General features: G+C 68.1%; 24 protein-coding genes. 15 read left to right on the top strand and 9 right to left on the bottom strand.

The features are described 5' to 3' along the window. Positions 1-3: 3 nt before the first annotated feature. A complete protein-coding gene (locus NHL51_RS13345; RefSeq protein ID WP_434144521.1) occupies positions 4-939 on the bottom strand; it encodes a DMT family transporter in 936 nt (311 codons plus the stop codon). Between NHL51_RS13345 and NHL51_RS13340 the strand changes: the two genes are divergently transcribed. Further along, positions 938-2,338: a PLP-dependent aminotransferase family protein gene (locus NHL51_RS13340; protein ID WP_434144519.1), complete on the top strand. Its 1,401-nt coding sequence runs from the start codon at positions 938-940 to the stop codon at positions 2,336-2,338. The genes NHL51_RS13345 and NHL51_RS13340 overlap by 2 nt on opposite strands. Positions 2,339-2,387: 49 nt before the next feature. On the opposite strand, the gene NHL51_RS13335 is transcribed toward NHL51_RS13340, so the two are convergent. Further along, positions 2,388-2,849, bottom strand: coding sequence for a tRNA (cytidine(34)-2'-O)-methyltransferase (locus NHL51_RS13335; RefSeq protein ID WP_434144518.1), 462 nt, complete (start codon positions 2,847-2,849; stop codon positions 2,388-2,390). Between the two features lie 217 nt (positions 2,850-3,066). Here NHL51_RS13335 and NHL51_RS13330 point away from each other — a divergent pair, with 217 nt between their 5' ends. Continuing rightward, positions 3,067-3,906, top strand: a complete 840-nt coding sequence (locus tag NHL51_RS13330) for a coenzyme F420-0:L-glutamate ligase (protein WP_434144516.1) — start codon at positions 3,067-3,069, stop codon at positions 3,904-3,906. Between the two features lie 8 nt (positions 3,907-3,914). Here the strand turns inward: NHL51_RS13330 and NHL51_RS13325 are convergent, their stop codons facing one another. Next, positions 3,915-4,379 carry an Lrp/AsnC family transcriptional regulator gene (locus NHL51_RS13325; protein WP_434144514.1) on the bottom strand — a complete coding sequence of 155 codons (465 nt, stop codon included), beginning with the start codon at positions 4,377-4,379 and terminating at the stop codon, positions 3,915-3,917. A gap of 226 nt (positions 4,380-4,605) precedes the next feature. Here NHL51_RS13325 and NHL51_RS13320 point away from each other — a divergent pair, with 226 nt between their 5' ends. After that, positions 4,606-6,912 carry a transketolase-like TK C-terminal-containing protein gene (locus NHL51_RS13320; protein ID WP_434144549.1) on the top strand — a complete coding sequence of 769 codons (2,307 nt, stop codon included), beginning with the start codon at positions 4,606-4,608 and terminating at the stop codon, positions 6,910-6,912. A gap of 66 nt (positions 6,913-6,978) precedes the next feature. Here the strand turns inward: NHL51_RS13320 and NHL51_RS13315 are convergent, their stop codons facing one another. From NHL51_RS13315 to NHL51_RS13300, 4 genes are read right to left on the bottom strand one after another with little or no spacing between them, the layout of a single operon-like run. Next, on the bottom strand, positions 6,979-8,121 hold the full coding sequence (locus NHL51_RS13315; RefSeq protein ID WP_434144512.1) for a trans-sulfuration enzyme family protein: 1,143 nt from the start codon (positions 8,119-8,121) through the stop codon (positions 6,979-6,981). A 33-nt stretch (positions 8,122-8,154) separates the two neighbouring features. After that, positions 8,155-8,946: an amino acid ABC transporter ATP-binding protein gene (locus tag NHL51_RS13310; RefSeq protein ID WP_434144510.1), complete on the bottom strand. Its 792-nt coding sequence runs from the start codon at positions 8,944-8,946 to the stop codon at positions 8,155-8,157. Further along, on the bottom strand, positions 8,943-9,755 hold the full coding sequence (locus NHL51_RS13305; protein ID WP_434144508.1) for an amino acid ABC transporter permease: 813 nt from the start codon (positions 9,753-9,755) through the stop codon (positions 8,943-8,945). The genes NHL51_RS13310 and NHL51_RS13305 overlap by 4 nt, the downstream gene beginning before the upstream one ends. Before the next feature lie 42 nt (positions 9,756-9,797). Further along, complete coding sequence (locus NHL51_RS13300; protein ID WP_434144506.1) at positions 9,798-10,664, bottom strand: ABC transporter substrate-binding protein; 867 nt, start codon at positions 10,662-10,664, stop codon at positions 9,798-9,800. 181 nt (positions 10,665-10,845) lie between these two features. Between NHL51_RS13300 and NHL51_RS13295 the strand changes: the two genes are divergently transcribed. Continuing rightward, positions 10,846-11,598 carry an IclR family transcriptional regulator gene (locus NHL51_RS13295; RefSeq protein WP_434144504.1) on the top strand — a complete coding sequence of 251 codons (753 nt, stop codon included), beginning with the start codon at positions 10,846-10,848 and terminating at the stop codon, positions 11,596-11,598. Here the strand turns inward: NHL51_RS13295 and cofD are convergent. Then, entirely contained in the window at positions 11,595-12,632 is a 1,038-nt protein-coding gene (gene cofD, locus NHL51_RS13290; protein WP_434144502.1) for a 2-phospho-L-lactate transferase, read from the bottom strand. The genes NHL51_RS13295 and cofD overlap by 4 nt on opposite strands. A gap of 58 nt (positions 12,633-12,690) precedes the next feature. Beyond that, positions 12,691-13,323: a 2-phospho-L-lactate guanylyltransferase gene (locus NHL51_RS13285; protein ID WP_434144501.1), complete on the bottom strand. Its 633-nt coding sequence runs from the start codon at positions 13,321-13,323 to the stop codon at positions 12,691-12,693. Positions 13,324-13,713: 390 nt separating this feature from the next. Here NHL51_RS13285 and NHL51_RS13280 point away from each other — a divergent pair, with 390 nt between their 5' ends. The 11 genes from NHL51_RS13280 (at position 13,714) to NHL51_RS13230 (ending at position 25,048) form a co-directional block, all read left to right on the top strand. After that, complete coding sequence (locus NHL51_RS13280) at positions 13,714-14,562, top strand: nitrilase-related carbon-nitrogen hydrolase (RefSeq protein ID WP_434144499.1); 849 nt, start codon at positions 13,714-13,716, stop codon at positions 14,560-14,562. Between the two features lie 44 nt (positions 14,563-14,606). Then, a complete protein-coding gene (gene hydA, locus NHL51_RS13275) occupies positions 14,607-16,022 on the top strand; it encodes a dihydropyrimidinase (protein ID WP_434144497.1) in 1,416 nt (471 codons plus the stop codon). Positions 16,023-16,056: 34 nt separating this feature from the next. After that, positions 16,057-17,085 carry a TIGR03842 family LLM class F420-dependent oxidoreductase gene (locus tag NHL51_RS13270; RefSeq protein ID WP_434144495.1) on the top strand — a complete coding sequence of 343 codons (1,029 nt, stop codon included), beginning with the start codon at positions 16,057-16,059 and terminating at the stop codon, positions 17,083-17,085. Between the two features lie 28 nt (positions 17,086-17,113). Then, on the top strand, positions 17,114-18,187 hold the full coding sequence (gene fgd, locus NHL51_RS13265; RefSeq protein ID WP_434144493.1) for a glucose-6-phosphate dehydrogenase (coenzyme-F420): 1,074 nt from the start codon (positions 17,114-17,116) through the stop codon (positions 18,185-18,187). Further along, positions 18,184-19,119 carry an ABC transporter permease gene (locus tag NHL51_RS13260; protein ID WP_434144492.1) on the top strand — a complete coding sequence of 312 codons (936 nt, stop codon included), beginning with the start codon at positions 18,184-18,186 and terminating at the stop codon, positions 19,117-19,119. The genes fgd and NHL51_RS13260 overlap by 4 nt, the downstream gene beginning before the upstream one ends. A gap of 5 nt (positions 19,120-19,124) precedes the next feature. After that, the gene (locus tag NHL51_RS13255) at positions 19,125-19,961 is read left to right on the top strand and encodes an ABC transporter ATP-binding protein (protein ID WP_434144490.1); all 837 of its coding nucleotides are present in this window, start codon (positions 19,125-19,127) and stop codon (positions 19,959-19,961) included. Continuing rightward, positions 19,958-20,731, top strand: coding sequence for an ABC transporter permease (locus NHL51_RS13250; RefSeq protein WP_434144488.1), 774 nt, complete (start codon positions 19,958-19,960; stop codon positions 20,729-20,731). The genes NHL51_RS13255 and NHL51_RS13250 overlap by 4 nt, the downstream gene beginning before the upstream one ends. A gap of 63 nt (positions 20,732-20,794) precedes the next feature. Beyond that, positions 20,795-21,961: an ABC transporter substrate-binding protein gene (locus NHL51_RS13245; RefSeq protein WP_434144487.1), complete on the top strand. Its 1,167-nt coding sequence runs from the start codon at positions 20,795-20,797 to the stop codon at positions 21,959-21,961. 406 nt (positions 21,962-22,367) lie between these two features. Beyond that, positions 22,368-22,571, top strand: a complete 204-nt coding sequence (cspE, locus tag NHL51_RS13240; RefSeq protein ID WP_434144485.1) for a transcription antiterminator/RNA stability regulator CspE — start codon at positions 22,368-22,370, stop codon at positions 22,569-22,571. An 89-nt stretch (positions 22,572-22,660) separates the two neighbouring features. Continuing rightward, positions 22,661-23,521 carry an EamA family transporter gene (locus tag NHL51_RS13235; RefSeq protein ID WP_434144483.1) on the top strand — a complete coding sequence of 287 codons (861 nt, stop codon included), beginning with the start codon at positions 22,661-22,663 and terminating at the stop codon, positions 23,519-23,521. A gap of 201 nt (positions 23,522-23,722) precedes the next feature. Beyond that, positions 23,723-25,048 carry a peptidoglycan DD-metalloendopeptidase family protein gene (locus tag NHL51_RS13230; RefSeq protein WP_434144481.1) on the top strand — a complete coding sequence of 442 codons (1,326 nt, stop codon included), beginning with the start codon at positions 23,723-23,725 and terminating at the stop codon, positions 25,046-25,048. Positions 25,049-25,094 lie beyond the last annotated feature (46 nt).

Below are 25,094 nucleotides of genomic sequence, written 5' to 3'. Positions count from 1 at the left end.
CGGTCACCCGCGGGCGCCGACCCGATTCTTCGCCCGCACCGCGAAGAGCGCGCAGCCGACGACCGCGAGGCCGCCCGCGACGGTCGACCAGCCGATGTGCTCGTGCAGCAGCAGCCCGGCCCACAGGATGCTCATCACCGGCTGCGTCAGCTGCACCTGGCTGACCGTCGCCATCGGTCCGATCGCGAGACCCCGGTACCAGGCGAAGAAGCCGAGGAACATGCTGACGACCGCGAGGTATGCGAACGCGCCCCACTCGATGGCGCCGCCGCGCGGCGGCTGCTGCACGATCGAGACGACGGTCAGCGCGGTCATGAGCGGGAAGGCGAGCACGAGCGCCCACGAGATGGTCTGCCAGGAGCCCAGCTCGCGCGCGAGCAGTCCGCCTTCGGCGTAGGCGACGGCGCACGAGACCACCGCGCCGAAGAGCAGTAGATCGGCCCACTGCAGCCCGCCGAATCCGCCGCCCTGCAGCGCCGCGAAGGCGACCGCGGCGCAGGCCCCGAGCCCCGCCGCGACCCAGAACGAACGGTCCGGGCGCTCGCCCGTGCGCAGCACCGCGACCACGGCGGTCGCTGCAGGCAGCAGTGCGATCACGACGGCGCCGTGGCTCGCGGGCGCGGTCGTCAGGGCGAACGCCGTGAGCAGCGGGAAGCCGAGCACCGCGCCCCCTGCGACGACCGCGAGCTGCAGCCACTGCCGGCCGCGCGGCATGCGCTGTCGGGTGAACCAGAGGGCCGCGGCCGCAAGCAGGGCCGCGACGACCGCGCGGCCCGCCCCGATGAAGAGCGGCGACATGAGGTCGTCCGCGACCGCGAAGCGCGTGAACGGCACGGTGAACGAGAAGGCGGTGACTCCGAGCAGCCCCCACCACAGGCCGCTGCGCGGCGTGGATATCGGTTCGCGAAGCTGAAGAGTAGCGGTATCATGTGTCGACATGACTCAGAGTAGCAGTGATCGCATCGTTCAGGCACTCCGGAGCTGGGTGGCGAACTCCGCGGCGGGCGCGCAACTGCCGTCGACCCGCGCCCTCGTCACGCAGTTCGAGGCGAGCCCGGTCACCGTGCAGCGGGCACTGCGCGTGCTCGTCGCGCAGGGGCTCGTCGAGTCGCGGCCCGGCATCGGCACCTTCGTGCGCGCCGTACGCCGAGCGAAGCCGAACGACTACGGGTGGCAGACCGCGGCCCTCGGCGCCCCGCAGCACCGCATCCCGCAGCTGACCGCCGCCCTGCGCACGGCCCCGAACGACGTCATCGCCCTGCACTCGGGCTACCCCGACAAGGAGCTGCTGCCCGAGCGTCTCGTGCGGGCAGCCTTCGCACGTGCAGCCCGCAGCGAGACGGCTATGAGCCGCACCCCGAGCGCCGGCCTCCCCGAACTGCAGGCCTGGTTCGCGACCGAGCTCAGCAGCTTCACCCCGGCAGGCCTCTCGGCGCCCGAAGCGCGCGACGTCGTCATCCTGCCCGGCAGCCAGAGCGGCCTCAGTACCCTCTTCCGCACCCTCGTCGGCGCCGGCCGGCCGATGCTCATCGAGTCGCCGAGCTACTGGGGCGCCATCATGGCGGCGGCGCAGGTGGGGGTGCGGCTGATCCCTGTCGCGACCGGGTCTCACGGGCCCGACCCGGAGGACCTGCGCCGCGCGTTCGCGCAGACCGGCGCGCGCGCCTTCTACGCGCAACCGAACTACGCGAACCCGTCGGGGGCGCAGTGGTCGCCCGAGCTCGGCCGGCAGGTGCTCGACCTCGTGCGCGAGCACGGCGCCTTTCTCATCGAAGACGACTGGGCGCACGACTTCGGCATCAGCAGCGACCCGGTGCCGGTGTCGGCGTTCGACGACGGCGGGCACGCCGTGTACATCCGCTCGCTCACGAAGAGCATCTCCCCGGCGGTGCGCGTCGCGGGCATCATCGCGCGCGGCCCGGCTCGCGAACGCATCCTCGCCGACACCCAGGCGCAGGCGATGTACGTGAGCGGAGCGCTGCAGGCGGTCGCACTCGACGTGGTCACCGGGCCCGGCTGGCGCACGCACCGCCGCTCGCTGCGGTCGCTGCTCGAGGCCCGCCGCGACCTGCTCGTCGCGTCGCTGCGCGAGCACGCCCCCGCCGCGCACCTCGAATCAGTGCCCCGCGGCGGCCTCAACCTCTGGCTGCGCCTGCCCGACGGCACCGACCTCGCGCGGCTCACCCGCGAGTGCGAGGCGGAGGGCGTCATCGTCGCCCCCGGAGTCGACTGGTTCCCGGCCGAACCGACCGGCCGCTACCTGCGGCTGAACTACTCGGGGCCGCGGCCCGGCGAGTTTCCCGAGGCGGCGCGCGTGCTCGGGCGGGTGCTCGGGTAGCCGGGCGGTACGGGCTCCGGGGCGGTGCGGGCTCCGGGGCGGTGCGGGCTCAGACGCCGCCCGCGAATCCCTGCTGCCGCCACGCCTCGTAGACGGCGATCGCCGCGCAGTTCGCCAGGTTCATCGAGCGCCGCGACTCGAGCATGGGAATGCGCAGTCGGTCGGTCACGGCCGCATGATGCAGTATCTCGTCGGGCAGCCCGGTCGGCTCGGGCCCGAACATGAGCACATCGCTCGGCTCGTATGCGACGTCGGTGTAGCGCCGCTCGGTCTGCGCCGTGAACGCGAAGATGCGCGCCGGCCCCAGCGCCTCGAGCGCCGCCCCGAACGAATCGTGCACGTGCACCACGGCGAGGTCGTGGTAGTCGAGGCCCGCGCGGCGCAGCTTCGCATCCTCGAAATCGAACAGCGGTCGCACGACGTGCAGTTCGGCGCCGGTGCCCGCCGCGAGGCGGATGGTGCTGCCGGTATTGCCCGCGATGCGGGGCTCGAAGAAGAGTATGCGGGTCACCAGCCCAGGGTACTCGATGGGGTGCGGCCCGGCGCGGCTATCGGCGGTGCCCTTACGCACGGGAGGTGCTGTTGCGTGCGGTGCATCAGGGCACCTCTCGTGCATACGGGCACCTTCGGGCACCTTCGGGGAGCTCGGGGGCGCGGGGGCCTCGACAGGGATCGCGCGGGCGCCCGGCCCGGGCGGTGTTCGCGGCGGAGTTTGAGATGATGGTGCCATGCGTGCACATTCACCGGGCGACCATGGGACGGGCGACGACGGGCTCGCGATCTGGGCGCTCGCGGGCGTGCCCGAGGTGCGTGCCGGCGACGACCTGGCCGAGCTGATTGGGGCGGCGCTCGCCGCCGATGCCGAAGCGCGCCCCGAACGGCGGCTGCGCGACGGCGACATCCTCGTCATCACGAGCAAGATCATGTCGAAGGCGGAGGGCCGTATCGTGCACGCCGACGACCGCGAGGCCGCCATCACCAGCGAGACGGTGCGCGTCGTCGCATCGCGCCGCCGCAAGAACGGGCCGGGCTCCACGCGCATCGTCGAGAACCGTCTCGGCATCGTCGGCGCTGCGGCCGGCGTCGACGCGAGCAACACCGCCGAGGGCACCGTGCTGCTGCTGCCCGAAGACCCGGATGCGTCGGCCGAGCAGATCAGAAACGCTATCTCCGAACGCTTCGGCGTCGCGATCGGCGTTGTCGTCTCGGATACGCTGGGGCGCGCCTGGCGGGTCGGGCAGACCGACATCGCGATCGGCGCCGCCGGGCTCCGGGTGCTGCACGACCATCGTGGCGGTATCGACGCGGGCGGGCGGCCGCTCGACGCGACCCAGGTCGCCGTCGCCGATGAGCTCGCCGCCGCCGCCGACCTCGTGAAGGGAAAGGCGAGCGGCCGGCCGGTCGCCGTGGTGCGCGGGGCTGGCCATCTGCTGCAGAGCGAGGGATCGCCGAGCCGTGCCCGCGATATCGTGCGCACGGGCCCGGACGACATGTTCCGCCTCGGCGTCGATGAGGCGATGGCCGAGGGCTACCGGCGTGCGCTCGCGGGGGAGCCGCTCGAGCAGTAGCGCCGCTTCTACGCGGGTATCTCACCGGAAGTTCCGCGGCCCCGGGTCCATCCGTGCATGACGATGAGTGTCTTGGTGCCGGCGACCTTGCCGGTTCTGCGGATCGCGTTGACGACCCGCTGCAGATGATCGACATCGTCGGCGCGGAGCCGGATCAGTACATCGGGGTCGCCCGAGAGCGTGTGGAACTCCTCGGCCTCAGGGATCTGCCGCACGATGTCGGCGACCTCGTCGGTCTCGGTCTGGCCGTTGAGCCGCACTTCGACGAACGCTTCGAGGGTGCCGCTGCGGTGCTCATCGATGATGGCGGTGTAGCCGCGGATGACCCCGAGCGACTCGAGCCGCTCGATGCGCCGCTGCACCGGAGCCGGCGTGAGGTTCACTCTGCGCGCGATCTCGCTGATGGGAACCCTGGCGGAGCCGCGCAGGATCGCGAGGATCTGCCGGTCGACGGTATCGATGGAGTCTGACATCTTGCTCGCGATCGGTTCGTGCGTTGGGTGCACGAAAGTCTAGTAATTTCTGGCGCTTCGCGCTTGATTCTAGTGTATTCGCATCAGCCTTTGCGTGAATCGAATGTTCGACCGCTCGGTGCGGTGGGATGGGGATGCGGAGGCTCTCGGGCCTCGAGTTCTTTGATCTGAGCACTGTCGCACAGGAGGTAGCGCGTTGACGCATACAGTGGAGCTTCGCAGAGAGATGCATGCCGTGGAGACACGGCTGCGCCCGATCGCTGATCGGGTGCGGTGGCTCGCTACGGCGATGGTCGACCACGCGAATCGCGTGCGGCCGAACCCCGCCGGGCTCAAGGTCGGCGGGCACCAGGCATCGTCGGCGTCCATGGTCGAGATCATGGTGGCGCTGTGGTTCCACGCCCTTCGCCAGGAGGATCGTGTTGCGGTCAAGCCGCACGCGTCGCCGGTGCTCCACGCGATCAACTACCTGCTCGGAGACCTGGACGAGCGTTATATGACGACTTTGCGTCAGAAGGGCGGGCTGCAGAGCTACCCGAGCCGCACGAAAGACCCGGACACAGTGGATTTCTCGACCGGCTCCGTCGGTATCGGGGCTACTGCGCCGGTGTGGGCCGCGATCGCGCACCGATACCTGCGTGCGCATGATCCGGAGACTCCCGAGGCCGGCCGCTTCATCAGCCTGGTCGGCGATGCGGAGCTCGACGAGGGCGCGATCTGGGAGGCGCTGGGAGACCCGGCGGTATCGAAGCTCGGCGAGCTGCTGTGGGTCGTCGACCTCAACCGCCAGTCGCTCGACCGCGTCGTACCCGATATCCAGAGCCTGCGTCTGCAGCGCCTCTTCGAAGCGCAGGGCTGGGAAGTCATCACTCTGAAGTGGGGCACCTATGTGAGCGCCCTGTTCGGGCGCGAGGGCGGAGACCTGCTGCGGCTGCGGCTGGAGACCATGGGCAACGAGGAGTACCAGCGCATGCTGCGGGCCGACGCCGTCGAAGTGCGCAGTCGGCTGCTCGGCGGCGAACCGGAGCTCGGGCTCGCGGCTCTCGTCGATTCGTTGAGCGATGACGAGCTCGCCCGCGCGGTCCGAGATCTGGGAGGGCACGACCTCGGTCTGCTCGTCGAGACGTTCGACGGCACTGACCGGACACGGCCGACCGTGGTGCTCGCCTACACGGTGAAGGGCCGCGACTTGCCGGTCGAGGGGCATCCGGCGAATCATTCGGCGCTGCTCAGCGAGGCCCAGATGATCGATCTGGCTGCCCGAAGCGGAATGAGCCTGGAGCAGCCGTGGCAGCGTTTCGGCCCCGAGAGCCCCGAAGGCGAACTCTGCGCGCAGCGGCGTACCGAACTCGCGCGGCAGCCGTTCGAACCGGCCGCCGCCTCCCGCGAACTCGTGCTGCCGGTGAGTCGGCCGCGCAAACCGATCTCGACGCAGGCCGCGTTCGGACGATTCGTGGGCAACTTGCGCTACGACGCCCCCGAGATCGCCGAGCGCGTGGTGACCTGCAGCCCGGATGTGGCGTCGAGCACCAATCTCGGCGGCTGGATCAATAAGACCGGCGTGTGGTCGGTGAAGGATCGTCTCGACTGGTTCGCCGACGAGGCGCAGCGCGTGCTGCGCTGGCAGGAGGGCGAACGCGGCCAGCATATCGAGCTCGGGATCGCGGAAGGCAACCTCGTGGGCCTGCTCGCGGAGCTTGGCAGCACGTGGAGCCGCTGGAACAAGCCGCTGATCCCGATCGGCGTGCTCTACGACCCGTTCGTGACGCGGGCGCTCGAGCCGTGGTCGTACGGCATGTATGCGGGCGGCCAGTCGATCCTCGTCGGCACGCCCTCGGGCGTCACGCTCGCCCCCGAGGGCGGCGCGCACCAGTCCATCATGACGCCGTCGGTCGGCCTCGAACAGCCCGGCTGCATCGCCTGGGAGCCCGCGTTCGCGAGCGATCTCGAGTGGTGCCTCATGCATGCGATGTCCCGGATCGGCGCGCCCGGCGGCACCTCGGCCTACTTCCGGCTCTCGACGCGCGCGATCGATCAGAACCTGGCCCGTCTCCCGCAGGACGAGATGCTCCTCGCGCGGCGACGCAAGCAGGCGATCGCCGGCGGTTACCGTCTTTCGGAGCGGAACGCCTCGACCGATGAAGTGACGCTCGTCGGAGCGGGAGCGATCATGCCGGAGGTGCTCGCCGCGGCGGAGACGCTCGAGCAGGCGGGCGTGCGCGCCGGCGTCGTGTGCCTCACGAGCCCGGATCTCGTCTTCCGGTCCCTGCAGCAGCGCGGCCGCATCGACGCTGCTGTGGGCTCCGACATCATCTCGACGCTGTTCCCGTCGGAGTCGCCGGCGCCTCTCGTGACGGTGCAGGACGGGCATCCGCACACGCTGTCGTTCCTCGCCGGTGCGCGGGGCGACCGGGTGCGCAACCTCGGCGTCACCGAATTCGGGCAGTCCACCGACCTCGCGGATGCCTATGCGCTGCACGGCATCGACGCGGCCTCGATCGTCGATGCCGCATTCGAAGTACTGGGTCGTTAGCGGCAATGGGAAAGCCCCCGCCGAGGCGGGGGCTTTCCCATTGCCGCGAATCCGCGAAGCTCCGGGTCAGAGCGCGGCGACCTTCGCGAGCGCCTGGTTCACGTCGGCGATCAGGTCGGGCAGGTCTTCGCAGCCGACCGAGAGGCGCACCATGAAGTCGCGCTTCGGCATCGGGTAGGCGAGCGTGTGCAGATCGCCGAGGCTCACCGCGACGCCGGCGAGCTCGAGCGATTCGCAGAAGGTCGCCATCGCCGGCTGACCCTTGGTCATGTGGAAGGAGATCATGCCGCCGAAGCCGCGGCTCATGTACTTCGAAGCGACCTCGTGGGCCGCGTCGGTATCGAGCCCCGCGTAGCGCACCCAATCGACCTCGGGGTGCTCGCGCAGCAGCTCGGCGATCGCCTGACCGTTCTCGGAGTGCTGGCGCATGCGCAGCGGCATCGTGCGCATGCCGCGCGAGAGCAGCCACGAGTTGAACGGCGCCGCGGCGGCGCCGACGGCGTCCATCTGAATGCGGGCGAGCCCCATGTCTTCGGCGCTGCCCGCGACGAGGCCGCCGACCGCGTCGCCGTGGCCGCCGATGTACTTCGTCGCCGAGTGCACGACGATGTCCGCGCCGAAGGCGAGCGGCTTGAGCAGCGACGGGGTGAAGAAGGTGTTGTCGACGATGAACTTCGCGCCGGCATCGCGCGAGATCGCAGCGAGCGCATCGAGGTCGGCGAAGCGCATGTAGGGGTTCGATACCGACTCGGTGAAGATCACCTGGGTGTTCGGCTGCACGGCGGCGCGAACGGCATCGAGATCGGTGATCTCGACCGGGGTGACCTCGACGCCGAGGCCGCCGAGCGTCTGCGTGATCAGGATCTCGGTGATCACGAACATGTTGTCGGAGATGATGAGGTGGTCCCCGGCCTTCAGCTGGCTGAGCAGTGCAGCGCTGACCGCACCCATGCCCGAGGCGCAGGCGAGCGCGTCCTCGGCTCCCTCGAGAGCTGCGGCCTTCTCCTCGAAGACGCGGTTCGTCGGGTTCGAGGTGCGCGAGTAGAAGTAGGCATCGGGGGCGCCGGCCATCGAGGCGTCGACGGCGTCCTCCTTGGCCTGCGCGGTCTCGAACGAGAACGTCGCCGTCTGATAGATCGGTGCAGCCAACGCGCCGGTGGCGGGGTCGACCTTCTCGCCGGCGTGGATCGCCGCGGTCATCTCATTCATTCGTTGATTGCCTTTCTTGCTTTCATAGGTGCACTAGCTCAGCCGCGACAGGAAGCGCTTGGTGCGCTCGTGCTGCGGGTCTCCGAACAGGGTCTCCGGGGCGCCCTCTTCGATGACATAGCCGCCGTCCATCATGACGACGCGGTCCGCCACCTCTCGGGCGAAGGCCATCTCGTGGGTCACGACGACCATCGTCATGCCTCGTGAAGCGAGGTCCTTCATGACGGCGAGGACTTCTCCGACTGTCTCCGGGTCGAGGGCCGAAGTGGGCTCGTCGAAGAGCATGACCTTGGGCTCCATCGCAAGCGCGCGGGCGATTGCGATTCGCTGCTGCTGACCGCCTGAGAGCTTCGCCGGGTAGGCGTGCCGCTTGTCGCTCATATTGACTCTCATTAGCAGGGCCTCGGCTCGTGCCTCGGCGTCCTCTCTCGAGACGCCGAGGAGCCTTATCGGTCCCTCGATGATGTTCTGCATCACGGTCATATGCGGCCAGAGGTTGAAGCGCTGGAAGACGAACCCGATATCACGGCGTTTTCGAGCGATATTGGTCTCCTTGTCACGGACGAGGCCTCCGTCGGGGCCTTCGACATATCCCACGAGTTCGCCGTTGACGAAGATGCGACCGCCGTCGATCTCCTCAAGGTGATTCATGCAGCGCAGAAACGTGGTCTTGCCCGAGCCGGAGGGGCCGATGATGCAGATGACTTCGCCTGACTCGACCGTCAGGGAGACGTCTTGGAGCACAACATTGCCTCCGTACGCCTTGCGCACATTCTGCGCTGCGACTACCGGAGTCGCAGCGGCGGGGCTGCTCTGATCGCTCACCAGATCACTTCCTTGCTCTGCTTCTCGATGGCCCGAGCACGCTTGCGGTCTTCGGCGGGTTCGCGTTCGCTGCGCGATAGACGGCGCTCGATCATCCGCTGGATCAAATTCCAGATCGTCGTCACGACGATGTACCAGACCGCCACCGCCATGAACACCTCGACCGGCTTGAACGTGTTCGAATACGTGACCTGGGCATCGAGGAAGATCTCGTATATGCCGATGAACGCGAGGAGCGAGGTCATCTTGATCATGCCGTTGAACTGGTTGCCGAGTGGCGGGACGATCGTGCGGGCGGCCTGCGGGAAGATGATGCGGCGCATGGCGGTGCGCTTGGTCATGCCGATAGCCGCAGCGGACTCGAACTGGCCGAGGTCCACGGAGGCGATTCCGGAGCGGATGATCTCGCTCATATACGCGCCCTCGGCGATACCGAGCCCGACGATGCCGGCGAGTACCGCGCCGGGAATGACGAAGAGTCCGAGATTCAGCGATTCCGGGAAGAGGTCGACACCGAAGATCATGTTCGCGCCGTAATAAATGAAGAACACCAGCACGATGACCGGCGTGCCGCGAACGATATAGATGTAGGCGCCTGCGAAAAACTGCAGGATCTTGAAGCGCGAGCGCTGCATGAGCGCCGAGATCGTTCCAAGGATGATCCCGAGCAGCTGCGAGAACACGGCGATCGACACAGTGAGGCCGAGAGCCGACCAGAACGCCGGAGTAGGGTTGAAGATTCGCTTGACCAGCAGGCCCCAGTCGATATCGCCGGGGCCTGCTGCGAGAAGGATGTCGAATGCGTGCACGGTAGTCGGTGCGCTCCTAGTTCTGCTGGCCGTCGAACGCGATCACTCGACGATCTCACCCTGCTGGTCGGCGGGCAGTGACTCCTTGTCCATGTCCCATTCCTCCAGGATCTGAGTCATCGTCCCATTCGCGTAGAGCTCCTTGATCGCCTCGCTCAGGCCTTCGAGCATCTCGGCGTCGTCCTTGCGTACCGTCACCGCGAGTAGTTCGGGGTTCACGAGCTCACCCGTGACTTCGAGCTGATCCGATGCCTGCTTGACGCGTTGCATGACCGAGGGGCCTGCCGCGAAGTATGCGTCCAGCTTGTTCGATATGAGAGCGGCCGGCGCGTCGGTGTCTTTCGAATAGGTGGTGATCTTGACGGGAGGCTTGCCCGCTGTTTCGAGCTCGGTGTTGAAGTCCTCGAGCACCTTGGCCTGCGAGCTGCCCAGCATGACGCCGACGCGCATACCGCTCAGGGACTCGAGCGAATCGAGTCCCTCGGGGTTGCCTTTCGGCACCAGGATCAGTGTGCCGTTCTGCTGGTAGACGACGAAGCTTACCGCCTCGAGGCGCTCGGGGAGCGGCGACATGCCACTGAGGGCGACCTGGCACTTCTCGGTCTGGACCGCGGCGATCAGGCCTTCAAAACCGACATTGAGGTGGGTCGTTGGCACGCCCCACAGATCACCGATCGCTCGAGCGACGGCGATGTCGGAGCCGTCGGGCTCCTGTGTACCGTCCTTGAAGAACTCGTAGGGAGGGTACGCAATATTGGCGCACACCTTGAATTCTCCGGCTTCGGTGACCGACGCAGGAGGAGCCAGGGTGGCCTTCGAGGGCGCCTCCTCGCTGCTCGCGCTGCTGCAGCCGGTGACGACGAGGAGACTCGTGGTCAGAATGCCGAGAGTGAGCATGGATTTCTTCATCGTAATCCTCTAAGTCAGTGCTTCCGGATGACGAATTCGCCACCCTTCTGGTTTTACTAAGTGAAATCAAGTATCATTTTAATTTAGTCGATGGTTCAGACAGCGTCAATACGGCCAAATGCGCATTCGCTGCGCTGTTTCAAGGCCGCCCCTCAGGTGTGGCCGGTGAATGAGGTAGCCCATGAATGACTACACGATCGAGTCGGTGAGGCGCGCTGCGCGTGTGCTCGATGCTTTGATGTTTGAACCCGGGCAGACTCTGCAGGAATTATCCGAGCGGATCGGACTGAACAAGTCCACGACTTTCCGGCTGCTCTTCACCTTGATGCAAGACGACCTGGTCGCACAGGAGGCAGACAGCAAGCGCTACCGTCTCGGCCCGATGACGATCTCCCTCGGGCAGAGCGCGATCGAATCTACAAGCCTCATCGATGTCGCTCGGCCATTCATGGAAAGTCTGTACGCACGATTTCACGTAGTGATCACGTTGAACATGCCGAGCCGCGATGCGGTTTTCGAAGCCTTGCGCGTGCCGCAATTCGGTCGCGGTGAGTTCATTCCGGCCGGCACGCCACTGCCTTACCATGGCTGCGCTTCCGGGCAGGTGTTTCTCGCTTTCTCGGACGCATCGCTGTTCGAACATGTAGTAGAGAAGCCGCTCGATAAGCGGGCTTCACGCACTCCCACGACGCAGGAACAGCTCGAGGAGGCGATCGCCCGAGTGCAAGCGAAGGGTTGGGCCATGGTGCACGACACGCTCGAAGAAGGCGTGACAGCTGCTGCTGCACCGGTGCGGGGGCATCGTGGAGACGTCGTCGGCGCTCTCGGTTCTGCCGCCCCGAGCGGTGCGCTCTCCGAAAGCGAGTGGCTTGAGCTCGCTGCGGCGCTCGCCGAGGCAGCGGCGAACGCCAGCGTGGGGCTCGGCGCCCGCTAGTCTCCGAGCGACAGCGCGAAGGCGAGGGCATCGGCCGCGAGACGCCGGCTCGTCGCCTCGTCGCGCATCCACAGTGGCACGGCGGAGGCGGCGAGCCCCGCTGCCTCGAGCGCGGAAAGCGCAGCGGCATCGACCGTGTCGACCAGCCAGCCGTCGATGATGCCGCCCCGGCTGCGCGCACCGTAGCCGAGACCGACTGCCTCGGCCGTGCACGGCTGGGCGAGCGCCTCGAGGCACTGGCGGGCCATGCCGCGCAGTGGGCTCGACTCGATGATGGGGGAGACGCCGACGACGGGGGCCGCCGAGGCGCGGAGGGCCTCGGCGATCCCTGGCAGGCCCGCGACGCCCGCGCGGCCCGCCCCGCCCGGGAAGCCCGCCATGGTGCCGATCGAGACGACCGGGTTCGACGGCGCCACGATGACGACGTCGGCCGCGCCGATCGCGGCGACCGCGGTCGGGCTCGCGACGGCCCCACCGCCCTCCCGGCCGCGGCGCTCGAAGCGGACCGCGGGCACAGTGGCGCGCAGGCGCACCCACCACTCCTCGAAGTGCAGCGCCTCGGGCTCGCCCGCGGCTCCCGGGTGCTCGGGGTCGAGCACGACCCAGGTCTCGGCGTCGTCGTCGCTCGCGGGCAGCAGCGTCACGCCCAGCTCCCAGCGCTCGTTCAACCGCGCTGTCGCCTCGGTGAGCGTGAGACCGTCGCGCAGGAAGCCCGTGCGCGCGATGTGCGTGCCGAGGTCGAGGTCGCCGAGGGTGAACCACGGCCAGCCGGCGCCGTACGCGGTCATCTCGGCGCTGACCCGCTCGCTCTCGCCCGCCCGCCCCCAGCCGCGCACCTCGTCGTTCGCGCCGGCGAGGGCGTACATCAGCGAATCGAGATCGGGGCACACCTTGAGCCCGCTCAGCCACATGTCGTCGCCGACGTTCGCGACGATGCTCAGCTCGGCCTCCGGATGTTGCGCGCGCAGCTCGGCGCGCAGGCCCTGGGCGAACTTGGCGCCGCCGACGCCTCCGGCGAGCAGGGCGATCTTCATGCAGTGGCCTCCTGGTGCGTGCGGTGCGTGCGGTGCGCGGTGGCGCGGTGGGCGGCGATCAACTCGCGAGCGCCTCGGAACGTTCGACGGCCCGCTTCGTCGCGGCGCCGATGCCGCGCCGCAGGGCGCGGTCGAGATCCTCCGGGGTGTCGACATCGCGGCGCAGGCCCGACCCCGTGGGCACCGGCAGCTCCTCGTAGCCGAGGCCCCGGTGCAGCGCCGCCGAACCCGGGCCGAAGCTCGGCCGGTGATCAGCCGCGTCGGGCGCGGTGATGAGCGTCGTGCCCGTTTCGCAGTGGTCGGTGACCATGCCGAGCGGCACGTCGTCGGCCGCGCGCAGGGCCGCCTCGAGCTCGGTCGCGGCGAGGCTCGGCAGGTCGCCGAGCATGACCGCCACCCGGCCTCGACCGGCGCGTTCGAGGCCCAGCTCGATCGCGTCAGCGAGGCCCGTGGAGTGCTGCTGCACGACATGCACCTTCGACGAGGCGAGCAGTTCGGGGCCGAGCCAATCGGTCTCGTCGGTCACGAGGAGCACGCGCCCGACCGCTCCGCAGGCGCGGGCGGCGGCGAGGGTGTCGCGGGCGATGGCGGCGTTCACGGCGGCGCCGGCGCGCAGACGGCTCTTACCGGTGCGGGGGTCGCGGATCGGGATCACGACCGTCCAGTCGCCGGGTCGCTGTTCGTCGGGCACCGCACCGCCCCCTCTCGCGTTTGTCGGGCTACTCCGCCGGGTACTGCGGGAGCCACCCAGCGTACCCCCTCATTCAACCGGAGTGGGGCCGGAGAGGCGGATTGGCAAATTGTAAAAAACGGTACGTCAACTTTGACGGCTTGAGCCTGCCGGACCCCATCGGGGCCGACCAACATGGGTACCACGGTAACGAGGGTTCCTGAAGACGGACGCTCCGAACGCCGCACCGACCCGAACGGGCACGACAGCGAAGTCGCGCCGCGCGGGCGGCATGTGCGGGGTGCGGATCGGCGACCGGCGGACGGAGTGCTCGCCACGTGGTGGTGGATATTCAACCGAACCGGGGCGCGCTGCGAAGCGGACCCCACGCACAAGGGAGTGACATAGCTGATGACTACCGTACGTGTAGCCGCGACACAGGCGAAGTGGACCGGCGACAAGGAGTCGATGATCCAGAAGCACGAGGAGTTCGTGCGCCAGGCCGCCGCAGAGGGCGCCCAGGTGATCTGCTTCCAGGAGCTGTTCTACGGCCCCTACTTCGGCATCACCGAGGAGCGCAAGTACTACCGCTACGCCGAAGCCGCCGACGGGCCCATCGTGCAGCGCTTCGCGGCGCTCGCGAAGGAGCACCAGATGGTCATGGTGCTGCCCATCTACGAAGAGGACATGCCCGGCGTCTACTACAACACCGCCGTCGTCGTCGACGCCGACGGGACGATCGTCGGCAAGTACCGCAAGAACCACATCCCGCACGTCGACTTCTTCTACGAGAAGTTCTACTTCCGCCCCGGCAACATGGGCTGGCCGGTGTTCGACACCGCCGTCGGCAAGATCGGCGTCACCATCTGCTACGACCGCCACTTCCCCGAGGGGTGGCGCGTGCTCGGCCTCGGCGGCGCGCAGATCGTCTTCAACCCGAACGCCTCGAAGCCCGGCCTGTCGAACCGCCTGTGGGATCTCGAGCAGCCGACCGCGGCCGGCGCGAACGGCTACTACGTCGTCGTGCCGAACCGCGTCGGCAAGGAGGACAACGAGTACGGCGAGCTCGCCGTCGACTTCTACGGCACGTCGTACATGGTCGACCCCCGCGGCAACTTCGTCGGCGAACGCGCGAACACCACCGACGAGACGCTGCTGATCCGCGACCTCGATCTCGACCTCATCACCGAGGTGCGCGACGAGTGGCAGTTCTACCGCGACCGCCGCCCCGACGCCTACGGCCCGATCGTCGCCCCGTAAGCACCGCATGCCTGAACGGACCACATGAAGAGGAGTAGCAACCGATGAAAACGCTCATCATCAACGGAACCGTCGTCAACGCGACCGGCACGGTCGCAGCCGACGTGCTGATCGAGGACGAGAAGATCGTCGCGGTCGTCAGCCCCGGCACCTCGAGCGCCGACGCCGACAAGATCATCGACGCGGCCGGCAAGTACGTCGTGCCCGGCGGCATCGACGGCCACACGCACATGCAGATGCCGTTCGGCGGCACTGAGGCCAGCGACACCTTCGAGACCGGCACCCGCGCCGCGGCGTGGGGCGGTACGACCACCATCATCGACTTCGCGATCCAGCGCCACGGCGAGCGCGTCGAAGACGGCCTCGCGCACTGGCACGAGCTCGCGGCAGGCAACTGCGCCATCGACTACAGCTTCCACCAGATCATCGGCGGCGTCGACGACAACTCGCTGAAGGCGATGGACATGCTCGTCGACGAGGGCGTCACCTCGTACAAGATGTTCATGGCCTACCCGGGCGTCTTCTACGCCGATGACGCGCAGATTCTGCGCGCCATGCAGAAGGCCAAGGAGCTCGGCATGCTCACGATGATGCACGCCGAGAACGGCCCCGCCATCGACCTGCTCGCCGCGCAGCTCGTGGAGAAGGGCAAGACGAGCCCGTACTACCACGGCATCGCACGCGCCTGGCAGATGGAGGAGGAGGCGACGCACCGCGCCATCATGCTCGCCGATGTCGCCGATACGCCGCTCTACATCGTGCACCTGAGCGCCAAGCAGGCGCTCGAACAGGTCGCCTGGGCGCGCGACAAGGGCAAGAACGTGTTCGCCGAGACCTGCCCGCAGTACCTCTACCTCTCGATCGAGCAGCAGCTCGGCGCGAAGAGCGAGGAGTGGGGCGACTTCGAGGGCGCCAAGTGGGTCTGCTCGACGCCGCTGCGCTCGGAGGAGGAGGGCCACCTCGACGCCATGTGGAAGGGCCTGCGCACCAACGACCTGCAGACCCTGTCGACCGACCACTGCCCCTTCTGCATGAAGGATCAGAAGGAGCTCGGCCGCGACGACTTCCGCCTCATCCCGAACGGCATCGGCTCGGTCGAGCACCGCGTCGACCTGCTCTATCAGGGCGTCGTCGACGGGCGCATCTCGCTGCCGCGCTGGGTCGAGCTCATCTCGACGACCCCGGCGCGCATGTTCGGCATGTACGGCAAGAAGGGCGTCATCCAGCCCGGTGCCGACGCCGACATCGTCGTCTACGACCCGAAGGGCAAGACGAAGCTCGGCATCAACGAGACCCACCACATGAACATGGACTACTCGGCCTGGGAGGGCTTCGAGATCGACGGCCACGTCGACGTCACGATGTCGCGCGGCAAGGTGCTCATCGAGAACGGCGAATACCACGGCTCGAAGAGCCACGGCCAGTTCGTCAAGCGCAGCCTGAGCCAGTACCTCATCTAGGTCGACCCGCAGCTTTCGAAAGGACAGAGACAACATGGAATTCGGTGCCGTTGTTCAGACGAACCCGCCCGCCGCCCGCACGCTCGGCCTCGCCAAGCTCGCGGAGCAGCACTCGTTCGACTACTTCTGGACGTACGACTCGCACGTACTGTGGCAGGAGCCCTACGTGCTGTACTCGCTGATCCTCGAGCAGACCGCCCGCATCAAGGTCGGCCCGATGGTCACGAACCCCGCCACCCGCGACTGGACCGTCACGGCGTCGACGTACGCCACGCTGAACGCCCACTTCGGCAACCGCACCATCTGCGGCATCGGCCGCGGCGACTCGGCTGTGCGCGTGCTCAACGACAAGCCCGTCACGCTGCGCGACTTCAAACGGTCGATCGAGGTCATCAAGGATCTCGGCAACTCGCGTTCGACACTCATCAACGACGCGCACATCCAGTTCCCGTGGAGCAAGGGCTCCGAGCTCGACGTCTGGGTCGCCGCCTACGGCCCCCGGGCGCTCGCGATCGCCGGTCAGGTCGGCGACGGGTTCATTCTGCAGTGCGCCGATGTCGAGATCGCCGAATGGATGATCACGTCGGTGCGGAACGCGGCGGTCGAGGCGGGGCGCGACCCCGACGAGATCGCGTTCTGCGTCGCCGCGCCGTTCTACATCACCGACGGCACGGAGGAGAACCGCAAGCACGCCATCGAGCAGTCGCGCTGGTTCGGCGGCATGGTGGGCAACCACGTCGCCGATATCGTCACGCGCTACGGCGCCGACAGCGAAGTACCGAAGGCGCTCACGGACTACATCAAGGGCCGCGAGGGATACGACTACAACGAGCACGGGCGCGCGGGCAACTCGCACGCGAACTTCGTGCCCGACGAGATCGTCGAACGGTTCTGCCTCATCGGCACTGCCGAGGAGCACGAGGAGAAGCTGCGCCGGCTCGAAGCCATCGGCATGACGCAGTTCGCCGGCTACCTCGCGCACGACAACAAGGAAGAGACGCTGCGCCAGTACGGCGAGAAGGTGATCCCTGCCTTCGCCGATCAGATTCTCGCGAAGTCCTAGCCCCGGCCACGCGGCCCGAGAGGAATGTATGAGTGATATTCGTATCGGCTATAAGGCCTCGGCCGAGCAGTTCGGGCCGCGTGACCTCGTCGAGTACGCAGTACTCGCGGAGAAGCACGGCTTCGACTCGACCACGGTCTCCGATCATTTCCAGCCCTGGCGGCACACGGGCGGCCACGCGCCGTTCTCGATCGCCTGGATGTCGGCAGTGGGGGAGCGCACCGAGCGCATCATGATGGGCACCTCTGTCATGACCCCCCACTACCGCTACAACCCGGCGGTCATCGCCCAGGCCTTCGCGACCATGGGCATGCTCTTCCCGGGCCGCGTCATGCTCGGCGTCGGCACCGGCGAAGCGCTCAACGAGATCGCGACCGGCTGGGCCGGCGCGGGCGACCAGGCGAAGCCGTGGCCCGAGTTCAAGGAGCGCTTCGCCCGCCTGCGCGAGGCCGTCAGGCTCATCCGTGAGCTGTGGCGCGACGAGCAGGTCGACTTCGACGGCGAGTACTACGAGACCCGCGGCGCATCGATCTACGACCGGCCGACCCCCGAGGTGCCGATCTACATCGCGGCCGGCGGCCCTGTCGTCGCGAAGTACGCGGGGCGCGCGGGCGACGGCTTCATCTGCACCTCGGGCAAGGGCATGGAGCTCTACACCGAGAAACTGATGCCGGCGGTCGCCGCAGGGGCGAGGCTCAACGGGCGCGACCCGAACAGCGTCGACCGCATGATCGAGATCAAGCTGTCGTACGACACCGATCCCGCCGCCGCCCTCGAGAACACGCGCTTCTGGGCGCCGCTCTCGCTCAGCGCCGAGCAGAAGCACTCGATCGAGGACCCGGTCGAGATGGAGCGCGCGGCGGACGAGCTGCCGATCGAGCAGGTCGCGAAGCGGTGGATCGTCGGCTCCGACCCCGACGAGATCGTCGCCGCCGTCAAGCAGTACACCGACGCCGGGTTCAACCACCTGGTGTTCCACGGGCCCGGCCACGATCAGCGCCGGTTCCTCGAACTCTTCGAGAACGACCTCGCCGAGCCGATCCGTGCTCTGCAGCCCGGGGCGATGCCCGAGGAGCCCGCAGCGGGGGGAGACGCGGGATGACGATCACCCCCACTCAGCTGGTGTCGACGATGCCACCGGCTGGGGCGAAACCGCGCAGGCAGCGCAAACCGTTCGACTTCAAAATGGTGATCTGGGGCGCGGTCGGCCTGCTGATGCTCGTCGTGCTCTGGGAGGGCTACAAGGCCTTCGGGCCGGCCGAGGGGCTGGTCATCGGAGACACGAGAGTGCTGCCGCGCACCACCGATCTCGCGATGCCGCACATCTGGGACATGTTCAGCCGGCTCATGGAGGGGACGACGCGTTCGTCCCGCGCCGATCCGCTCTGGTACACCGTGATGATGGCGTCGCTGGTGACGCTCGGCATCTCGCTGCTCGGCTGGGCGGCCGGAGCCATCATCGGCCTGCTGCTCGCCTTCGTGATGCTGCGCTGGAAGTTCGCCGAGTGGGGCCTGCTGCCCTGGATCATCCTGTCGCAGACCGTGCCGCTCATCGCGTTCGCCCCCGTGGTCAGATCGTGGGGCGCGCAGATACAGATCGGCCCGCTCGAATGGACCGACTGGATGTCGGTCGCGCTCATCGCATCGTGGCTCGCCTTCTTCCCGATCGCGGTCGGCGCGCTCGAAGGCCTGAACTCCCCGGAGACGGCGCACGTCGAACTCATGCGCACCTACGCCGTGGGCTGGTGGCGCACGCTCTTCGTGCTGCGCTTCCCGGCGGCCGTTCCGTTCCTGCTCGCAGCGCTCCGCCTCGGAGCCGCCAACGCGGTGATCGGCACCGTCGTCGCCGAGGTCTCGACCGGTATGGGCGGCGGCGTCGGCCGACTGCTCATCCAGTACGCCGGCCAGGCAAGCAGCGACCCGGCGAAGGCCTGGGCACCGATCTTCGGAGCGATCGCTCTCGGCCTCCTCTCGGCCGGATCCGTCGCCCTGCTCGGCGCCACATTGAAGAAGTACCGACGAACGGAGGCGTGATTCCGATGACGCAGAACACACACAGTCGCCCCGACACCGATTCGACGCCCGCCGTCGAGGTCTCCGGGGTCGACAAGATCTTCAACACGGCGGCCGGCCAGGTGAACGCGCTGCAGAACATCGACCTGACCGTCGCACCCGGCGAGTTCATCTCGCTCATCGGCCCGTCGGGCTGCGGCAAGTCGACGCTCATGCGCATCATCGCCGACCTCGAGACGCCGACCCGCGGCGAACTCAAGGTCTTCGGCAAGGATGCGCAGCAGGCGCGCAAGGATCAGGACTACGGCATCGCGTTCCAACGCGCGGGCCTCCTGCCCTGGCGCACCGTCAGCGACAACATCGGCCTGCCCCTCCAACTGCACGGCATCGGCGCGGCCGAGCGCAAGCAGCGCGTGGCCGAGATGCTCGAGATGGTGGCGCTCGAGGACTTCGGAGACCACTTCCCCGATCAGCTCTCGGGCGGAATGCAGCAGCGCGTGGCGATCGCCCGCTCCCTCGTCGAGCGCCCGAAGCTGCTGCTCATGGACGAGCCGTTCGGCGCGCTCGACGAGATGACGCGCGAGCGCATGCAGACCGAGCTCCTGCGCATCTGCGCCGAGACCGGGGCCTCGGTCGTGTTCGTGACGCACTCGATCCCCGAGGCCGTGTACCTCTCGGACCGCGTCGTCGTGATGTCGCCGCGCCCCGGCCGTATCGCCGAGATCGTCCAGATGCAGCTCGCCGACACGTCCCAGCGCGGCGAAGAGCTGCGCGAGGACACCGGCTACTTCGAGATGATCACGGCCGTGCGCGAAGCCCTGCACGGGGGCACCCCCGTAGCGCGCGGAGTGGAGACACGATGAGTCCCCGCGCGCAGACCTGGGGCAAGATCCTCGCGCCGGTCATCGTCGGCGTGCTGATCCTCGCCCTCTGGCAGTTCCTCGTCGGCGTCGTCGGCGTCAGCAGCTACCTGCTGCCGACGCCGCAGGACATCCTGCAGCAGGCGGGCGAGTACTTCGACTCGATCGTCGAGGGCACGTGGATCACGGGCTCCAACTCGCTCATCGGCCTCATCATCGGCACCGTGCTCGGCGTCTGCATCGCGGCCCTTGCCGCCGCGATCCGCCCCGTCGACTACATGGTGAACCCGATCGTGGCGGGGCTCGCGGTCATTCCGATCGTCGCGCTCGCGCCGATCCTGAACAGCATGTTCGGCACGACCCAGTTCCCCCGCCAGGCGATCGCGGCCCTCGCCTCGTTCGTTCCGGTGTTCATCTCGAGCCTGCGCGGCCTGCGCCAGACGAACCCCGAGCATCGAGACCTCATGCGGGCGTATGCGTCGAGTGGCATGCAGACGTTCCGCACGATCACCCTGCCGACCGCGGTGCCGTTCATCTTCACCGGTGTGCGCATCGCCTCGTCGCTCGCGGTCATCTCGGCGCTCGTCGCCGAGTACTTCGGCGGCCCGCGCGGCGGCCTCGGCGGCATCATCTCGCAGGCGGCATCGTCGAGCCAGTACGCGAGAGCGTGGGCGTACGTCCTCGCCTCAATCGTTCTCGGTCTGTTATTTTACCTCGTTACGCTGGGCCTAGAACGGCTCGCGAACCGCGGCAGGCCGGCGAAGACCCCCTAGATTCCATCTCCGACATACATCACGCAGTGAATCTCCCAGCAGGGCAATAGAAAGGTAATGAACATGAGGCTTACAAAGACGTCGGCCACATCGAAGCTGAAGCGGTGGACGCAGATCGGCATCGCCGGTGCGGCCATCGCCGCGCTCGCCGCCTGCTCCGGCGGCGGCGGTGGCAGCGGTGACTCGGGCGGCGACGGGGGCGGAGAGCTGACCCCGGTCAGCCTGCAGCTCCAGTGGCTGCCGCAGGGCCAGTTCGCCGGATACTTCGCGGCGCAAGAGCTCGGCTACTTCGAAGAGGAGGGTCTCGACGTCGAGATCATCCCGTCGGGCGGCGACATCGTGCCGCAGGATGCGCTCGCGACCGGCCAGGTCGATTTCGCCATCGCCTGGGTGCCGAAGGTGCTGCAGACGCTCGAGTCCTCGGACGCCGAGCTGACGAACATCGCCCAGGTCTTCCAGCGCTCGGGCACCCTCCAGGTCGCCTGGGCCGACAGCGACATCAAGTCGGTCGCCGACTTCGAGGGCAAGCGCATCGGTTCGTGGGGCTTCGGCAACGAGTGGGAGATCTTCGCCGCCATGGCGCAGGAGGGCCTCGACTCGACGACGGTCGACATCATCACGCAGTCGTTCGACATGAACGCCTTCCTCGAAGGCGACATCGACGCCGCCCAGGCGATGACGTACAACGAGTACGCGCAGCTGCTCGAGGCCACGAACCCCGAGACCGGCGAGCTCTACCAGCCGGAGGACTTCCACGTGATCTCGTACGCCGACACCGGCGGCGCGATGCTGCAGGATGCGATCTGGGCCGACACGAAGCGCCTCGCCGACGAGCCCGAGTACGCCGACACCGCGGTGAAGCTGCTCAAGGCCGTCGCGAAGGGCTGGGCGGCCTCGGCCGAGGACCCCGAGCAGGCTTCGGAGTTCACGATCGATGCGGGCTCGGGCTGGGACCCGGTGCACGAGCTGTGGATGACCAACGAGAGCAACAAGCTCGTCTGGCCCGCCGATAGCGGCTTCGGCATGATCGATCAGGCCGCCTGGGATGCGACGGTCGAGAACGCGCTGATCGCGAAGAACGAGCAGGGCGTGACCCCGATCACGAAGAAACCGGCCGATACGGCCTGGACGAACGAGTACATCGAGAAAGCGCTCTCCGAGCTCGAAGCCGACGGCTTCGACACGAAGGGTACGGGCTTCGAGCCGATCACGGTGAAGTTCGGCGAGTAGTCGCTCGCAGCGAGGCCCCGCTCCGGCGACCGCCGGGGCGGGGCCTCGCCCGTGCCCGGGCAATCCGCGTTAGAGGGGGTGCAAATCTCCCGCATCCGTGTAGTCTTGAAATCGAAGCACTGAAGCCTCGAGTGCAGCACCCGCACCCGCCTCCGCAATATGCCCGGAGCCGAGGGGCGACCGAGCACTCCATCTTGAATATTCACCCCAGGCTTCGGCTGCTGTTCCGATCGGATCGACTTCTCATCTTCTCCACGCAAGACTCTCGGGGCTCCTCGACCTCGACGCTCGGCCGTGCGGAACCCGCACCGCACCGGATCACCGGTGCCATGAACTCCGCGACGGCATCGCCGGCGCGGTCATCCGGACTGCTCCCGTGGTCCACGACACTGTAAGGAAAGGCGCTATGGCAACTGGCACCGTCAAATGGTTCAACTCCGAGAAGGGCTTCGGCTTCATCTCTCCCGATGATGGGTCCCGTGATGTGTTCGCGCACTTCAGCGCGATCTCCGGTTCCGGCTACCGCAGCCTCGAAGAGAACCAGCGCGTCGAGTTCGACACCGAGGAAGGCCCCAAGGGCCCCCAGGCTGCGAACATTCGCGCACTCTAAGGCCTGCTGTACTCGAGCCGCCGCCCGGGGCTGATCTCTGATCGACCCCGGCGGCGGCTCGTTTCGTTGCACGGGTAGAATCCTCTTCCGTGCCCCACTCTTCCGCGCCTCTGCAGCGCGTGCCCGCGAGCCTGCTCGCCTTCGTCGGCATCTGCAGCGTGCAGTTCGGCAACGCGATCGTCGGGTCGCTCTTCGCGTCGGTCGGGCCGCTCGGCGCGGCTGCCTGCCGGCTCGGCTTCGCGGCCGTGATCCTGCTGGCCTTCGTGCGCCCGCGCATTCGCGGGTGGGATCGCCGCACCTGGCTCGGGGTGCTGCTGCTCGGCCTCGGCCTCGGCGGCATGAACGTCTTCATCTATCTCGCCATCCAGCAGATTCCGCTCGGCGTCGCGGTCACGATCGAACTGATGGGGCCGCTCGCGGTGGCGGCCATCGGCATCCGGCGCGTTCTCGACGCGGCCTGGGTGCTGCTCGCGGTGCTCGGCGTGGTGCTGCTCGGCCTCGACGGGGGCGACACGCTGACCGCGGCCGGTGTCGCGTTCGCCGCGACGGCCGCCGCGTTCTGGGCGATGTACATTCTGAGCTCGGCGAAGCTCGGCGCCCGCGTGCGCGGCGTCGACGGCCTCGTCATGGCCACCGTCGCGGCCGCGCTCTTCGTGGTGCCGTTCGGCGCGGCCGATGCGGTCTCGGCCGTCGCGCTCGACCCGGCGCTGCTTCTCGCGTTCCTGCTGCTCGCGGTGATGACCTCGGTGATTCCGTACGCCCTCGACTTCATCGCGCTGAAGCGGATGTCGTCGCGCGTCTTCGGAGTGCTGTCGAGCCTCGGCCCCGTCATGGCGGCGCTCGCCGGCCTCGTCGTGCTGCATCAGCGGCTGCTGCCGCTGCAGCTGCTCGCGATGCTGCTCGTCGTCGTCGCGAGTGCCGGGGTCGTGCTCGGTTCGCGGCGCCGGTAGCGGCGAGCAGGTCGTCGCCGGCCGGCGCCCTCCGGCCGCGCAGGGTTCGGAATCGGCGCGCAGAGCTTCTCCATGTCTGCAGCACAGAAGAGCGCGGAAAGCTCGCTGATCCGGGCGCAGCACCGCATCTTTCAGTGCTCTGGAGCCCGGACGGTGCTACCGTGTTCGAGAACCTGCAAGCGGTGGGATAAGGGGATATCTATGAGCGACCGTCGGATCGACAGACGCAGAAGCGTGCTCGGTACGGTCGGCGCGACCCTGATCGCGGGTCTGCTGCTGCTCGGAGGTCAGATCGCGGCGCCCCCGGCGCACGCCCTCGATCTGCCCACGTGGGAAGAGGTCGAGCAGGCGAAGGGCAATGAGGCCGCCGCCGCCGCGAAGGTGAAGGAGATCGAGAAGCTCATTGCCGACGGCGCGGTCGAGCTCGACCGCCTGCGCAACCTGCACTCGTCGACCATCCAGGAGCTGCAGGCGGCCGAGGCCGCGCTCGCGGCCGCCGCAGACAAGGCGAAGACCCTCGAGGAGCAGGCGGCGAAGAGCCGCGAGGAGGCCGACGTCGCCGCCGAGCAGGCCGCAGCGATCGTCGCGCAGATGTACCGCTCGGGCGGCATCGACCGCAGCGCCGAGCTCTTCCTCGAGACCGAGGGCGAGACGGCCGACGCGCTGCTCGACCGCCTCGCATCGATGTCGAAGGCGACCGAGCGCAACACGACGATCTCGGAGGCCGCCGAGCAGGCGAAGAACACCGCCGAGTCGCTCGGCAAGCAGGCGCAGGCCGCGGCCGAGGAGCGCGAGGTGCTGCGCCAGGACAAAGAGGCCAAGGAGCAGGCGGCAGCCGAGGCAGTGAGCACCCAGGGCGCCCTCGTGCAGGCGCAGGAGCAGCAGCAGGCCGACCTCGAGATCAAGCTCGAGGCGCTGAAGGACACGACGACGAAGACCGTCGCCGGGTACCAGGAGCGCCTGCGCATCGAGGAGGAGCAGCGCAAGGCGGCAGAGGAAGCCGCACGCAAGGCCGCGGAGGAAGCCGCACGCAAGGCCGCAGAAGACGCTGCCAATAGCGGTGGCGGTGGCGGTGGCTGGACGCCTCCGCCCCCGAGCGGCGGTGGCGGCGGTGGCGGCGGTGGCGGTGGCGTCAGCAACGGCTGGGTCATCCCGACGACCGGCTACTACGTCTCCGAGGGTTTCGGCCTCTACCCCCGCAACCACACGGGCATCGATCTCGCGACAGCGTGCTGGACGCCGATCTACGCCGCAGCCGAAGGCACCGTCGGGCTCACCTACTTCGAGTACGGCGCCGGCGGCAACATGGTGACCATCAACCACCCGAACGGCTGGCAGACCCGCTACGCGCACATGGTGCAGTGGGCGAGCGTCTCTCCGGGCCAGTATGTGTACGCCGGGCAGATCGTCGGCTACGTCGGCACGACCGGCGCGAGCACCGGCTGCCACCTCCACTTCGAGATGCGCCCGAACCAGGACAACGGCTGGTACGGCTTCGTCGACCCGGCCTGGTACATCGCCTTCTAGTCAGGCGGGTACGCCGCAGAACGACCGAGGGGCGCAGGGATCATCG

It is taken from the genome of Leucobacter sp. gxy201 (assembly GCF_051043335.1).
Classification (GTDB): Bacteria; Actinomycetota; Actinomycetes; order Actinomycetales; family Microbacteriaceae; genus Leucobacter.
The sequence above is the reverse complement of the archived record's forward strand: the minus strand, read 5'-3'. Positions and strand labels throughout refer to the sequence as shown.